We start from the raw sequence: 13,648 nt of genomic DNA, 5'->3' as shown, positions 1-13,648 counted from the left end.
GGTTACGCCTCGCGTGTGCCGTCGTACATCTCGTCGATCAGGTACCTGAACTCGCGCTCCACCACGGGCCTCTTCAGCTTGAGGCTCGGCGTCAGCTCACCGTGCTCGACGTCGAGATCGCGCGGCAGGATCCGGAACTTCTTGATCGTCTGCCACCGCTGCAGCCCCTCGTTCAACCGCTTGACGTAGCCGCCGACCAGCTCCTCGACCTCCTTGGACATGACCACGTCGGCGTACGGCTTGCCGCCGAGGCCGTGGTCGGCGGCCCAGGCCGTGATCGAGGGCTCGTCGAGCGCGATGAGCGCCGTGCAGAAGTTCCGGTCGGCCCCGTGGACCAGGATGTTGGAGACGAACGGGCAGACCCCCTTGAACTGCCCCTCGACCTCGGCCGGCGCGATGTACTTCCCGCCCGACGTCTTGATCAGGTCCTTCTTCCGGTCGGTGATCCGGAGGAAGCCGTCGGGGGACAGCTCGCCGATGTCGCCGGTGTGCAGCCAGCCGTCGGGCTCCAGCACCTCGTAGGTCTTCTCCGGCAGCCCGTGGTAGCCCTGCATGATGCCCGGGCCGCGCAGCAGGATCTCGCCGTCGTCGGCGATCCGCACCTCCGTGCCGGGCAGCGGCTTGCCGACCGTGCCCGTGAGGTAGTTCTCGCCCGGGTTGACGAAGCTGGCGGCGCTGGACTCGGTAAGGCCGTAGCCCTCCAGGATGTGGATGCCGGCGCCGGAGAAGAAGTAGCCGATGTCGGGCGCCAGCGCGGCGGACCCGGACACGGCGGCGCGCAGATTGCCGCCGAAGGCCTCGCGCAGCTTGGCGTAGACGAGCTTGTCGGCGATGGTGTGCTTGACCGTGAGGCCGAGGGGCACCGACCTGATGCCGGTGCGGCGCAGGCTGTCCTGCGAGATCTTCGCGTACTCGCGCGCGACGCCCGCCGCCCACTGGAAGATCTTGTACTTGGCAGCGCCGCCCGCACGGGCCTTGGCCGCGACGCCGTTGTAGACCTTCTCGAAGATCCGCGGCACGGCGGCCATGTAGGTCGGCTTGACCACCGGGAGATTCTCGATGATCTTGTCGATGCGGCCGTCCACGGCGGTGACGTGGCCGACGCCGATCTGGGCCGAGATCAGCACCTTGCCGAAGACGTGCGCCAGCGGCAGCCACAGGTACTGCACGTCCTCGCGGTTCACCATGCCGTTGGCCTCGATGGCCCGGGCCATGTACGACCAGTTGTCGTGCGGCAGCCGTACGCCCTTGGGGCGGCCGGTGGTGCCGGAGGTGTAGATGAGCGTGGCCAGCTGCTCGGGAGTGATCGCGCTGATCCGCTTGTGTACGACGTCCGGGTTCTGCTCCAGGTGGACCGTACCGCGCCACTCCAGGTCGGCGAGCGAGAGCACCCAGCCGTCCGGGTCGCCCGGAGCGGGCTGCGCGTCGGCCTGCTCGATCACCACGACGTGCGCCAGCGCGGGGAGCTCGGCCCGCCGCTCGCGGACCTTGGCCAGCTGCTCGCCGTCCTCGGCGATCAGGATCCGGCTGCCGGAGTCCGCGAGGATGTACGCCGTCTCCTCTGCGTTGGTGGACGGGTAGACCGTGGTCGTGGCCGCGCCCGCGCAGAGGATGCCGAGGTCGGCGAGGATCCAGTCGAGGCGGGTGGCGGAGGCGATGGCCACCCGCTCCTCGGGACGTACGCCGAGGTCGATGAGGCCGGCGGCGATGGCCAGAACCCGGTCTGAGGACTGCTTCCAGGTGAGCGAGCGCCAGTCGTCCGGGCCCTCGCCGGAGGCGGGCGGTACGGGGTACCGGAAGGCCTCCGCCTCCGGCGCGGCCTCGACCCTCTCCAGGAAGAGTGTCGCCACGGAGGGCGGCCGGCTTTCGATAAACATCTGTGTGTCGCTCACGACATCCTCCGAGCCCCGTGGCAGCGCTGTGTGGGAGCTGTTCATCTGCCAACTGTTTAACTGGCGAGTAACCTCGAGCAAGGCATCAGCGTAGGGCGCGTTCCGCCTTTGCGTAAGGGGTGAAAGCGCATTCGTTGAGGCGCTTCCCCGCTAGCGGAGGGAACGAATCCGTCATCTGCCGGTCATGGCGAACGAACACGGAGAAGCGGGCCCGGATCGACATGTCCGGACCCGCTCGCGCGCTGCGCACAGCGCAGGCGGCGGCCGGGCTCAGCCCGCCGCGGGCAGGCCGCCGAGCAGCCCGCCGTTCCCGCCGGGGCCGCCCCTCTTCCCGTCGACGTTCGCGCCGACGTTCCCGGAGGCACCGTTCCCGCTGCCGTTCCCGCCGACGTTCCCGGAGCCGCCGACGTTCCCGGAGCCGAGGCCGGTCACGCCGAGCAGCCCGGGGGCCCGCGTGGTGTTCCCCTGACCGCCCTGGCCCCCCTGACCGCCCTTGCCGGGCGCGCCCTGGTTCCCCTGGAGGGCGGCCTTGTGCTTGCCTGCGGCCTTGTGGGCGGCCTCGGTCGTCCTCGGGTCGAGCTTCTGACCGCTGCCCTGCAGCGCCCGGGCCACGGAGCCCAGCAGGCCGTTGACCGGATGGTCCGCCGGGTTCTTGACGTTCGCGAACGGCTGCTCCTCCAGCAGGTTGATCTTGCCCGCCGGCGTCCTCGCGTAGGCGGCGGGGGAGTCCTGGCCGCCGCCGTCGGCAAAGGCGGATGATCCGGTTCCGAGGGCCATGACGGAGCCGACGACGACGGCGGCAGCCTTCGTGTACTTCACTTCAGCATCCCTTCCCGGGCGGTGTCCGCGCGGCACGACCGTCGTACCGCCCGGGGGCCACGCGCCGCGGCCTGCCCGGAACACCGCTGCCGCCGTGCGTAACGGCACGTTTCTCCCGGGAGAAACCGGAACGCCCGGCATTCACCCGGATGCCACACGAAGACGCCCGCCCCCGGATGCCGGGAACGGGCGCCTTAGGTCCCGGCCCTACTTCTTCGCCTTCGCCTCGCCGCCGGACTCGTCGGAGGACAGCACCGCGATGAAGGCCTCCTGCGGGACCTCCACGCTGCCGACCATCTTCATCCGCTTCTTGCCTTCCTTCTGCTTCTCCAGCAGCTTCCGCTTACGGGAGATGTCACCGCCGTAGCACTTCGCGAGGACGTCCTTGCGGATCGCGCGGACCGTCTCGCGGGCGATGACGCGGCTGCCGATGGCGGCCTGGATCGGCACCTCGAAGTTCTGCCGCGGGATGAGCTCGCGAAGCTTGGCGACCAGCCGCACCCCGTACGCGTACGCCTTGTCCTTGTGCGTGATCGCGGAGAAGGCGTCGACCTTGTCGCCGTGCAGCAGGATGTCGACCTTGACCAGGTCGGCGGTCTGCTCGCCGGTGGGCTCGTAGTCGAGCGAGGCGTAGCCGCGGGTCTTGGACTTCAGCTGGTCGAAGAAGTCGAAGACGATCTCGGCGAGCGGCAGCGTGTAGCGCAGCTCGACGCGGTCCTCGGAGAGGTAGTCCATGCCGAGCAGCGAGCCGCGCCGGTTCTGGCAGAGCTCCATGATCGCGCCGATGAACTCGCTCGGGGCCAGGACGGTGGCCCGTACGACCGGCTCGTACACCTCGGCGATCTTGCCGGTGGGGAACTCGCTCGGGTTGGTGACCGTGTGCTCGGTGCCGTCCTCCATGAGCACGCGGTAGACCACGTTGGGCGCGGTGGCGATCAGGTCGAGGCCGAACTCGCGCTCCAGCCGCTCCCGGATGACGTCCAGGTGCAGCAGGCCGAGGAAGCCGACGCGGAAGCCGAAGCCGAGCGCGGCCGAGGTCTCCGGCTCGTAGACCAGCGCGGCATCGTTGAGCTGCAGCTTGTCCAGGGCCTCGCGGAGTTCCGGGTAGTCGGAGCCGTCGAGCGGATAGAGGCCCGAGAACACCATCGGCTTCGGGTCCTTGTAGCCGCCGAGCGGCTTCTCGGCGCCCTTGGTCAGCTGCGTGATGGTGTCGCCGACCTTGGACTGGCGGACGTCCTTCACGCCGGTGATCAGATAGCCCACCTCGCCGACGCCGAGGCCGTCCGCCGGGGTCATCTCGGGCGAGTTGGTGCCGATCTCCAGCAGCTCGTGCGAGGCGCCGGTCGACATCATCCTGATCCGCTCGCGCTTGCTGAGCTGCCCGTCGACGACGCGGACGTACGTGACGACGCCGCGGTACGAGTCGTAGACCGAGTCGAAGATCATCGCACGGGCCGGGGCGTCGGCGACGCCCACCGGGGCCGGGATCTCGGCGACGACCTTGTCCAGCAGCACGTCCACACCGATGCCGGTCTTGGCGGACACCTTCAGGACGTCGTCCGGCTCGCAGCCGATGAGGTGCGCCAGCTCCTCGGAGAACTTCTCCGGCTGGGCCGCCGGCAGATCGATCTTGTTGAGGACCGGGATGATCGTGAGGTCGTTCTCCATCGCCAGATAGAGGTTGGCGAGGGTCTGCGCCTCGATGCCCTGGGCCGCGTCCACCAGCAGGATCGTGCCCTCGCAGGCCGCGAGGGAGCGGGAGACCTCGTAGGTGAAGTCCACGTGGCCCGGGGTGTCGATCATGTTGAGGATGTGGGTGGTGCCCGCACCCTCCCCGGTGGTCGGCGCCCAGGGCAGCCGGACCGCCTGGGACTTGATCGTGATGCCGCGCTCGCGCTCGATGTCCATCCGGTCGAGATACTGGGCGCGCATCTGGCGCTGCTCGACGACGCCGGTGAGCTGCAGCATGCGGTCGGCGAGCGTCGACTTGCCGTGGTCGATGTGCGCGATGATGCAGAAGTTGCGGATCCGCGCCGGGTCGGTACGGCTCGGCTCCGGCACGTTGATAGGGGTCGCGGGCACGCAGGGTCCTGTTTCTTGAGGCGTCTGCCGCCTCTGGTCGGATCGATACGTAGCCTCCATAGTCCCACGGCCGCCGGGGGACGACCGGTTTGGGAGGCCATCACGGCTGCTGGTAGCCTGGGGCGCTGTGCCTCGTGCCCTCTCACACGCGGCGCACCTCGGGAATCCCTCAGGGATCCGGCCCGAGAACCAAGCGCAAGAATCCAGACGAACCTGCAAAGGCTCTTTACGTGGCGAACATCAAGTCCCAGATCAAGCGGAACAAGACGAACGAGAAGGCGCGCCTGCGCAACAAGGCCGTCAAGTCCTCGCTCAAGACCGCGATCCGCAAGACCCGTGAGGCCGTCGAGGCGGGCGACATCGAGAAGGCCACCGCGGCCGCTCGCGAGGCGACCCGCAAGCTCGACAAGGCCGTCAGCAAGGGCGTGATCCACAAGAACCAGGCCGCCAACAAGAAGTCGGCGCTGGCTGAGCGGGTCTCCACCCTCCAGGGCTGACACCCCGGGCTCCAGGGCTGCTGCCCCGGGGCCGACACCGAACGGCAGCCCTCGCGCCGCACGCGCCCTGGCTTTCGCAAGCCGGGCCGACTGTCGATGCGGCACCTTCGAGCCCTCTACCTCGAAGCGCGACAGGCCACGTAGTACGCCACGCTACGTCGATGCCCCCGGACCCACTCCGGGGGCATCGCTGTTTTCTCCACGCTCCTTTCTCTCGGGTTTCTCTGGGGTCTCTCTCGGGTCTCTCTCGGGCAACTCCCCAACCGGACCGGTGTTTCCGTCCGCACCATCCGCTCCTGGTCGGACGTCGGCGTGCCGCCGCCCGAGCGATGACCCGAAGGCGGCTACCGGCTATACGGAACCGAGGCCATCGCCCGCCTCGAACCCTCCTGGCGCAGGCACTGCGAGCCGGCCTGCGGCGTGCATCATGAGCGAAACCCCGGGTGGCAGTGCTGCCTTCGGCCTCACGGGCGGGGGTTACCAGGGGACGGGGCCGGCTGCGTCGAAGAAGCGGGCGGGGGGGCCATCGGCTTCGATCGTGGCCATGCGGCGCTCGACTCGATACGGCTGGGGTCGGCGGTCGCCGCCAGCGAGCCCGGACCGCTGCTGACGTTGACGACGACCGGGGCCACAAACTCTCGTGGCGACCCCGACCATGCTCATGGCCACCGTTCCCGGCAACGCATGGGAGAAGCTGGATCTGCTCCTTGTTCCACCTCGCAGACCGCAGACCGCAGACCGCAGACAGAATAACGGCCTCGCGCGGAGCGTCTGCGTGCGGTCGTCGGGCGGGCCGCGGCGCCTGCCTATGGGCTTCCGTGCACGTGCAGTTGGCGCAGTTCCGTACGCTCACACGTCCGGTATCTTCACGGCATGTCGACAACGGGGGATCAGCCGAATCCATACGCCGCCCAGCCGTACGGGGTTCAGCCGCAGCAGCCGCCTGGCCTGCCGGGCCCGCCCGGCCATGCCCAACCCGGGGGACCTGGTGGGCCTGGCGGGTCTGGCGGGCCTGGCGGGCCTGGCCCGCAGGGGCCGCAGGGGCCGTACGTGCCGCCGCAGCCGGTTGGATACGGCTTCGGCCCTCCCGTGCCTCCCGGGCCGCTCGCACCCGGCGGGCCGTCCGCCGTGGGGCGGGGCCGCAGCTGGCTGTGGGCGCTGGGCGGGGCGATCCTCGCCTCCGCCGTGTGGACCGCCGTCGTCTTCGCGCCCGGCGGGTTCGCGGGGCAGGAGCAGGAAGGGAGCGGCAGCCCCGATCTCGCGGGCTACGAGTTCCGCAAGAACATCTGCCCGGACACCGACCTCTCGGCCCTCAATGAGGAGTACCCGGAGGAGGAGTCGAAGCCGACGAGCGAGGCGACCACCCACAAGGCGCTGGACGCCATGTGGTGCACGACCACGCTGAAGCCCTCGGGCGCCGAGTACTCGAACGCGACCGTGAGCGTGGAGATGTGGCTCTACAAGAAGACGGATCCGGCCGCCAACTTCGCCGCCCAGTACGAGAGTTTCGCGCAGCGGGGCGACGACGAGAACGCGTACGGCGTGCGGAAGGTCGCGGGCATCGGCGACGTGGCGTACCTGGTGACACCTGAAGAGCCGCGGGAGACCGGCTCGTCGGCGTATCTCGCGGTGCGCGAGGGCTGGATGACGTACCAGATCAGCTGGAGCAACTACCTCTCGTCGAACGACACCGGAGTCACGGGGCCGGACCTCTCGGAGGTCGAGGAGATGCTGAAGCGGGACACGAAGGCGACCCTGGCGAATCTGAAGAGCTAGCGGGGCCTCTCGCGGGGGGGCGGGAAGGTCCGCGGGGCGAGAACCCCGGCGGGGCGAGAAGGCCGCGGGACGGGAAGGCGCGGATTCTGGCAGCGCGGACCGCGGCTTCGGCGCCGTCAGCGGCGGCGCGCAGGGCGGGCCGCGCGGGCCACCGCCACCACGGCCTTCTCCAGCGCGTACCCGGGGTCGTCCCCACCGCCCTTGACCGCCCCGTCCGCCTCGGCCACCGCCCGCAGCGCGGCCGATACGCCGTCGGCCGACCAGCCGCGCATCTGCTGCCGCACCCGGTCGATCTTCCACGGCGGCATACCCAGCTCGCGGGCCAGGTCGCCGGGGCGCATGCCGCGCGGTGCGGAGGCGAGCTTGCCTATGGCCCGTACGCCCTGGGACAGCGCGCTGGTGATCAGGACGGGAGCGACGCCGGTGGCCAGCGACCAGCGCAGCGCCTCGAGGGCCTCCGCGGTCCTCCCCTCCACCGCCCGGTCGGCGACCGTGAAGCTGGATGCCTCGGCGCGGCCCGTGTAGTAGCGGGCGACGACGGCGTCGTCGATCGTGCCCTCGACGTCCGCGGCGAGCTGCGAGCAGGCGCTCGCCAATTCGCGCAGGTCGCTGCCGATCGCGTCGACCAGCGCCTGGCACGCCTCGGGCGTCGCGGAGCGGCCCGCGCCGCGGAACTCGGACCGTACGAACGCCAGCCGGTCGGCGGGCTTGGTCATCTTCGGGCAGGCGACCTCGCGGGCCCCCGCTTTGCGCGCCGCGTCGAGCAACGCCTTGCCCTTGGGGCCGCCCGCGTGCAGCAGGACGAGCGTGATCTCCTCGGCGGGGGCGGAGAGATAGCCCTTGACGTCCTTGACCGTGTCGGCGGACAGGTCCTGGGAGTTGCGGACCACGACGACCTTGCGCTCGGCGAACAGCGACGGGCTGGTCAGCTCGGCGAGCGTGCCGGGCTGCAGCGCGTCGGGGGTGAGCTCGCGCACGTCGGTGTCCGCGTCGGCGGCCCGCGCCGCGGCGACCACCTGCTGCACGGCGCGGTCGAGGAGGAGGTCCTCCTGGCCCACGGCGAGCGTGACGGGGGCGAGCGCGTCGTCGGTCGTCGAAGTCGTCGCAGTAGTCGCGGTAGTCGCAGTCTTCCTGGCCATCGTGGTCCAGCATCCCACGTGCCACTGACAATCCGGCCCTGGCGCAGAATGACCTGGTGAGCGACGTTCGACATGTACTGGTCCTGCCCGACCGTGACGCCGCGGAGGAGGTGGCCGAGGCCCTCGCCCGCCGCTTCGGGAGCACCGAAGAGCCCCGCCTCGTACGGGACGCACTCGCCGGCGAGGACGACGCCGAGGACGCGCAGTGGCTCGTGGTGGTCGAGGACCCTGCCGGGCGGCTGGACGCGGCAGCGCTGGACGCGCTCGCGGAGGAGTACGAGGGCTGGCTGGAGTCGGAGTAGGACGCTACGGCTCCCGCGCGGTCGGGACGCGGTCCAGCTCGATGCCGAAGTTGGTGCGGTAGGCGGCCAGCACCTCGTCGTCCGTGGTCAGGGCCTCCTCCCGGCGCCCGCCCGCGATCGTGGTCACCAGTCTGCGGCCGCTGAGCGTGACCCGGCCGCCGCCCTCGGTGAGGCGGGAGCAGACGAGTGAGCGGGTGAACCTGGACTTCGGCGAGGTCCTGTGCCACCAGCAGGTCGCCTCGAAGTCGCCCAGCTCGCGCGGGCGCAGGTCGAGCCGAAACTGCGGCTTGCCGTCCTTGAGGACCTCCAGGTCGCCGTCCGGGACCTCGGCGATACGGAACGTACCCCCGGGGTCGGTCTGGTCCCCGCGGTCGGCGAGCCGGAGGGGGTGGTGGCAGTGGTCGCCGAACCCGACGTCGGCGAGCCAGGCGTCCCCACCGTCCGGGCTCTCGACGCGCAGCACCAGGTGGTCGTACGGCGGACCGAGGCGGCCGGGCTCGCTGATGACACGGGCGGCGAGCAGGGTCACGGACCAGCCGAGGGCGACGAGCAGGCTGCCGAACGCGCCGTTCAGTTCGTAACAGAAGCCGCCGCGCCGGGCCCGTAGGACCTTGTCGACGAGCGGCTTCTCCTCGAGGACGATCTCCTCGCCGAGATGGACGCTGAGGTTCTCGAAGGGCACGGCCATCAAGTGGTGCAGCTGCAACTCGCGGAGGGCTTCGGCGTCGGCGCGCGCCGGACGTGCGGCACCGATCCGCTGGAGGTAGGCGTCGGTCTGGGCGGAGTCCATGCTCCAGTTATCACCCAACGCGCGGGGCGTACGCCATCGGTCCGCCATCGGTCCATCGACCTACGCCGTGGGCCGAGCCGGACGCACGGGCTTCCGGAACGGCGAGGCGCCGGTGATCCGCGGCGGGGCGCGTGAGGGCGGGACGCGGAGGCGGCGGCGTGCGTGCCGGGTGCGCTCGGCCGCCCGGAGACGGTGGGGCACGCGGCCGCCCCTCACGGCAGCGGCGAGGCGGGACGCCGGACCGCCCGTCACGGCGATCGCGCCGTCGGTGTCGGTGCGGAGGACGGTGGCGCCGTGCTGACGGAGCGCGGCGACGGTGTGCGGGGAGGGGTGTCCGTACGGGTTGTCTTCTCCGGCTGAAATCAAGGCGAGGCGGGGGCGGGCTCGGCGCAGGAGCTGCGGATCCTGGTAGGCGGAACCATGGTGGGCGACCTTGAGGACGTCCACGGGCGGCAGCTCCGGCACGGCCGCCAACAGCCCCTGCTGGGCGGGTGGTTCAAGGTCACCGAGCAGGAGCAGGGTGAGTCCTGCCGTCCGAACCAGCAGCGTGATGCTGGCGTCGTTCGGACCTTCGAGCGGGGGTTCCGCGGACGGGGAGGGCGGGGAGGGCACGTAGGCCGGGGCTTGGGGCGGGGTCGGGGCCGAACCCAAGCGCGGGACCTGGGGCGGGGCGGAGCCCGAGCCCGGGGCCTGGATCGGGGCTGCGGCCAGGCCTTGGGCCGGGGTCGGGACCTGGGGCGGGGCCGACCCCAGGGCCTGGGGCGGAGCCGGGCCCAGAGCCTGGGGCGGAGCCGGGCTCGGTGGCCACAGGACGCGCCAGCGGAGCGGACCCAGCCGCCGCTCCCCCGCAGCCGTACGGACCACGGGAACGCCGGCGTCGCGCGCCACCCGACGTACGAACTCCGCCTGGTCCGCGGGCTCTCCGAGCGTCGTGGTCTCGATCGCGCCGACCGCGCGGCCGCGCAGCACCCCGGGCAAACCGGTTACATGGTCAGCGTGGAAGTGCGTGAGCACGACCAGCGGGACTCGGGTGACGCCGAGGGCGCGCAGGCAGCGGTCCACGAGCGCGGGGTCGGGTCCCGCGTCCACGACCACGGCGGTGCCACCGCCCGCCGCGAGCGCCAGCGCATCGCCCTGGCCCACGTCGCAGACCGCGAACCGCCAGCCGGGCGGTGGCCAACCGGTGAGCAGCCGCGGCAGCGGCACCGGGCGGGTGATCGCCATCAGCAGGAGCGCCGCGCAGGCCGCGGACAGCCACGGGCGGCGCAGCAGCCGGGGCGCGACCGGCACGGCGGCCGCGGTCACGGCCGCGAGCAGCAGGCCTCCGGCCCAGCCGCCCGGCCAGTCCAGTTCGGCGCCGGGCAGCGCGGCACCGGTGCGGGCCACGGCCGCGATCCACTCGGCAGGCCAGCCGCCCAGCCACGCAAGCCCGGTGGCCACCGGTATCGCAACGGGCGCGGCAGCCAGCGCGGCGAAGCCGAAGACGGTCGCGGGGGCGACGGCGAGTTCGGCGAGCAGATTGCATGGAACAGCGACCAGGCTGACCCGCGCGGCCAGTACGGCGACAACGGGCGCGCAGACGGCCTGCGCGGCCGCGGCTGCCGCAAGTACCTCGGCGAGCCTGGGCGGCACCCGGCGCCGCTGGAGCGCCGCGCTCCAGCGCGGCGCGATGGTCAGCAACGCGCCCGTGGCGAGGACGGAGAGCAGAAAGCCGTAGGAACGGGCGAGCCACGGGTCGTACAGGACGAGCACCAGCACTGCCGTGGACAGAGCCGGCAGCAGTGATCTGCGACGGCCGGTGGCGATCGCGAGCAGGGCGACCAGCCCGCAGGCTGCGGCCCGCAGCACGCTCGGCTCGGGTCTGCAGACGACCACGAACGCCAGCGTGAGCAGCCCGCCGAGGAGTGCGGTCGTGCGCAGGGGCATGCCGAGCAGCGGCGCAAGACCGCGGCGCTCGGCGCGCAGCGCGAGGTGCGGAGGGCCGATGAGAAGTGCGAGCATGATGGTGAAGTTGGCTCCGCTGACGGCCGTCAAGTGGACCAAGTCCGTTGCGTGGAAGGCCTCTTCGAGGTCCGGCGGCATCCGGGAGGTGTCCCCGACGACGAGCCCGGGCAGCAGGGCGCGGGCGTCGGACGAGAGTCCATCGGTGGCCTTCCGCAGCCCGCCGCGCAGCTCCCCTGCGACCCTCTGGAGCGCACTCGGCTCCTCGATCACCTCCGGCGGCCGCCCTTCACCGGCGACACGCAGCACCGCTGCGACGGGCTCCCCGCCCCCGCTCGACAGCGGCGGCGCGGGCCGAGCGCGCACCCGCAGCCGCGTGGACGGCAGCACCTCCAGCCAGGCCGCCTGCGGCGAGGCTTCCTGGAACCGGCTGCGGTCTGTGGCCGTACCGTCGCCGGAGCGCCGCCCATGCGGCGAGCCGTGCTGCTGGACGACGACGAGCACGGGCGTACGCGTCGCCGTGACCGTGCCGTCAGCGGTCGTCACCCGCTCCGCCTCCGCCTTCAGGACGACCGCGGAGGGGGCGCTCTGCGCACCGTGAACGCGAGGGCGGGTGAGGCGGGGATCGCCGGTCACGGTCAGCTCGACCGTGACGTCCGCGTACTGCCGGGCCGGCTCGGACAGTGGACCGCGCCGCAGATCCGCCGCGTGCAGCGCGCCCGAGACCGCCGCGGCAGCCGCACAGAGCAGCGCCGCCACCGCGACGAAGCGCACGCCGCCGCGCTCGCGGCGGGCTCTGGCTCCGCGGAGCAGGAGGAGCAACGCGACTGCCAGGCACACCGCGGCCGTTGCGGCTGCCCAGCTCGCGGGGGCGCCCACGGCGAGCGCCGCCGCGGCCCAGGCGGCGAGGGCTGGTGGGACGAGGCGGAGGTCCGCGGGGCTCTCCTGATGCGGGGCGGACGCGCCGAGGCGGTGGCCCGAGTCCGCGTGCGCTGCGGATCGCGTCATGGCTGCACGAGGGATCGGAGTTCGGCGAACCGGCGATCGCCGATGCCATTGACCTCGCGGAGTTGGTCCACGGAGGTGAAACCGCCGTTCTGCTCACGGTAGTCGAGGATGTGCTGGGCCAGGACCGGGCCGACGCCGGGCAGTGCGTCGAGCTGCTCGGCAGTGGCGGCGTTCAGGCTGACCGGGCCCGCCGCCGCGCCCGAAGAAGCACCTGCCGCACCCGGCGTGCCCGCCGCGCCCGCCGCACTGGCGGCGCCCGCCCCACCGCCACCCGCGCCGGCATCCGCGCCTGGTGCCGCCGCCGGTGGTGGTACGCCAACCACGATCTGCTCGCCGTCGTTGAGAATGCGGGCCCGGTTCAGCGCACGCGTGTCCGTGCCCGGCCGCACCCCGCCCGCTGCCTCGAGCGCGTCGGCGACCCGAGAACCGGCCGGCAGCTCGTGAATACCGGGCCTCCTGACCTTGCCCGCGACATCGACCACGATGCGGTGCGCCCCGCCGCCCGCGGCCGGCGCACCCGGCGCAGGGCCCGGCGACGGGCTCGGTGCCATGGCTCCGGAGGCGGGCGCATGGCCGCCGCTGTGGCCGGGCGGAGGCTCGGCCGCAGGGGCCCGTACGGTCTGGGGGCGGCCGGTCCAGAAGTGATACGCGGCCACGCCTCCGGCCAGCACGAGCACAACGGCCAGAGCGGCGAGCGTCCGCGGCTCGACGCCACACCTCAACTGCATCCACAACGGGAGACGTTCGCGGATCGCGAGGCGCCACCGGGTGCGCCGGGGCAGGGCGTCCTCGGGCGGCGAGCCGGACGCGTCGGGGCCCGAGCCGCCCGACGGCGCGTCGGGGCCCGAGCCGCCCGACGGCGCGTCCGGGCTGCCCCCTGGCGGCGCCGGCCGTTCGGGATCCGGCTCCGCCGAGCCCGGCGGACTGCCCCCGCCTCCGTACCCCGGAGCTCGCGGGCGAGGAGACGCAAGTAGCGGCGAGGGCGCGCGTACGGCTGCCGCTCCCTGCATGACCGCAGGCGACTCGTACGCCCCATATGCCTCATACGCCCTCCGAGCGTCGTACGCGTCAAACGCCTCGTCATCCGCCTCGCCCACGCCGGCTGCCGCATCCCGTCCGGGCCCGCCCGGCGGGGCGAACAGCGCCGCGGCGCGGGCGCGCAGCGCCACCGATCCGGGCGCCGTACCCGACCGCGCGACGGCGCGGTGGCGGGCGGCGCGCATGCCGGGACCGCCGACGCGTCGCACACCATGGCGGCGGCGAACTCGCTGATCGGAGCCAGGCGCACGGCCTGGCCCACTGGTTACACTCCGTGATCGCATCTCCATGCCGACGACGGTAGACGCGATCCGCGCGACCCACTGAGCAGCCCCAATTCCCGTGGATAACCCGCGAGTTGTGG

Annotated in this window: 10 protein-coding genes; 3 read left to right on the top strand and 7 right to left on the bottom strand. The window is 72.3% G+C overall.

The features are described from left to right. Window positions 1-2 precede the first annotated feature (2 nt). From ACTWQC_RS07995 to lepA, 3 genes are all read right to left on the bottom strand, one after another. The gene (locus tag ACTWQC_RS07995) at window positions 3-1,892 is read right to left on the bottom strand and encodes an AMP-dependent synthetase/ligase (RefSeq protein ID WP_443314845.1); all 1,890 of its coding nucleotides are present in this window, start codon (window positions 1,890-1,892) and stop codon (window positions 3-5) included. 270 nt (window positions 1,893-2,162) lie between these two features. Beyond that, the gene (locus tag ACTWQC_RS07990) at window positions 2,163-2,711 is read right to left on the bottom strand and encodes a hypothetical protein (RefSeq protein ID WP_443314844.1); all 549 of its coding nucleotides are present in this window, start codon (window positions 2,709-2,711) and stop codon (window positions 2,163-2,165) included. Window positions 2,712-2,918: 207 nt separating this feature from the next. Next, window positions 2,919-4,793 carry a translation elongation factor 4 gene (gene lepA / locus ACTWQC_RS07985; protein ID WP_443314843.1) on the bottom strand — a complete coding sequence of 625 codons (1,875 nt, stop codon included), beginning with the start codon at window positions 4,791-4,793 and terminating at the stop codon, window positions 2,919-2,921. Window positions 4,794-5,023: 230 nt separating this feature from the next. Between lepA and rpsT the strand changes: the two genes are divergently transcribed. Together rpsT and ACTWQC_RS07975 are read left to right on the top strand one after the other, a co-directional pair. Further along, complete coding sequence (rpsT, locus tag ACTWQC_RS07980; protein ID WP_443314842.1) at window positions 5,024-5,290, top strand: 30S ribosomal protein S20; 267 nt, start codon at window positions 5,024-5,026, stop codon at window positions 5,288-5,290. Window positions 5,291-6,379: 1,089 nt separating this feature from the next. Then, a complete protein-coding gene (locus ACTWQC_RS07975; protein ID WP_443314841.1) occupies window positions 6,380-7,066 on the top strand; it encodes a hypothetical protein in 687 nt (228 codons plus the stop codon). A gap of 116 nt (window positions 7,067-7,182) precedes the next feature. On the opposite strand, the gene holA is transcribed toward ACTWQC_RS07975, so the two are convergent. Beyond that, the gene (gene holA / locus ACTWQC_RS07970) at window positions 7,183-8,205 is read right to left on the bottom strand and encodes a DNA polymerase III subunit delta (RefSeq protein ID WP_443314840.1); all 1,023 of its coding nucleotides are present in this window, start codon (window positions 8,203-8,205) and stop codon (window positions 7,183-7,185) included. A gap of 56 nt (window positions 8,206-8,261) precedes the next feature. Here holA and ACTWQC_RS07965 point away from each other — a divergent pair, with 56 nt between their 5' ends. Continuing rightward, window positions 8,262-8,507, top strand: coding sequence for a hypothetical protein (locus ACTWQC_RS07965; protein WP_443314839.1), 246 nt, complete (start codon window positions 8,262-8,264; stop codon window positions 8,505-8,507). A gap of 4 nt (window positions 8,508-8,511) precedes the next feature. Here the strand turns inward: ACTWQC_RS07965 and ACTWQC_RS07960 are convergent, their stop codons facing one another. From ACTWQC_RS07960 to ACTWQC_RS07950, 3 genes are read right to left on the bottom strand one after another with little or no spacing between them, the layout of a single operon-like run. Beyond that, a complete protein-coding gene (locus ACTWQC_RS07960) occupies window positions 8,512-9,297 on the bottom strand; it encodes an arylamine N-acetyltransferase family protein (RefSeq protein WP_443314838.1) in 786 nt (261 codons plus the stop codon). A 60-nt stretch (window positions 9,298-9,357) separates the two neighbouring features. Continuing rightward, window positions 9,358-12,246 (bottom strand): ComEC/Rec2 family competence protein, encoded by a 2,889-nt coding sequence (locus tag ACTWQC_RS07955; RefSeq protein ID WP_443314837.1) that lies wholly within the window; start codon window positions 12,244-12,246, stop codon window positions 9,358-9,360. Next, window positions 12,243-13,469 (bottom strand): helix-hairpin-helix domain-containing protein, encoded by a 1,227-nt coding sequence (locus ACTWQC_RS07950; RefSeq protein WP_443314836.1) that lies wholly within the window; start codon window positions 13,467-13,469, stop codon window positions 12,243-12,245. Before ACTWQC_RS07950 ends, ACTWQC_RS07955 begins: the two co-directional genes overlap by 4 nt. Window positions 13,470-13,648 lie beyond the last annotated feature (179 nt).

This window comes from Streptomyces sp. 8N616 (genome assembly GCF_052246385.1).
GTDB lineage: Bacteria > Actinomycetota > Actinomycetes > Streptomycetales > Streptomycetaceae > Streptomyces.
Note: the sequence above shows the minus strand (reverse complement) of the source record. Positions and strands in the feature narration are given on the sequence as shown.

Coding starts and splice junctions, on each gene's coding strand:
- holA (WP_443314840.1), bottom strand. CDS start 8,205: ATGGCCAGGAAGACTGCGACTACCGCGACTACTGCGACGACTTCGACG.
- ACTWQC_RS07960 (WP_443314838.1), bottom strand. CDS start 9,297: ATGGACTCCGCCCAGACCGACGCCTACCTCCAGCGGATCGGTGCCGCA.
- ACTWQC_RS07955 (WP_443314837.1), bottom strand. CDS start 12,246: ATGACGCGATCCGCAGCGCACGCGGACTCGGGCCACCGCCTCGGCGCG.
- ACTWQC_RS07950 (WP_443314836.1), bottom strand. CDS start 13,469: ATGCGCGCCGCCCGCCACCGCGCCGTCGCGCGGTCGGGTACGGCGCCC.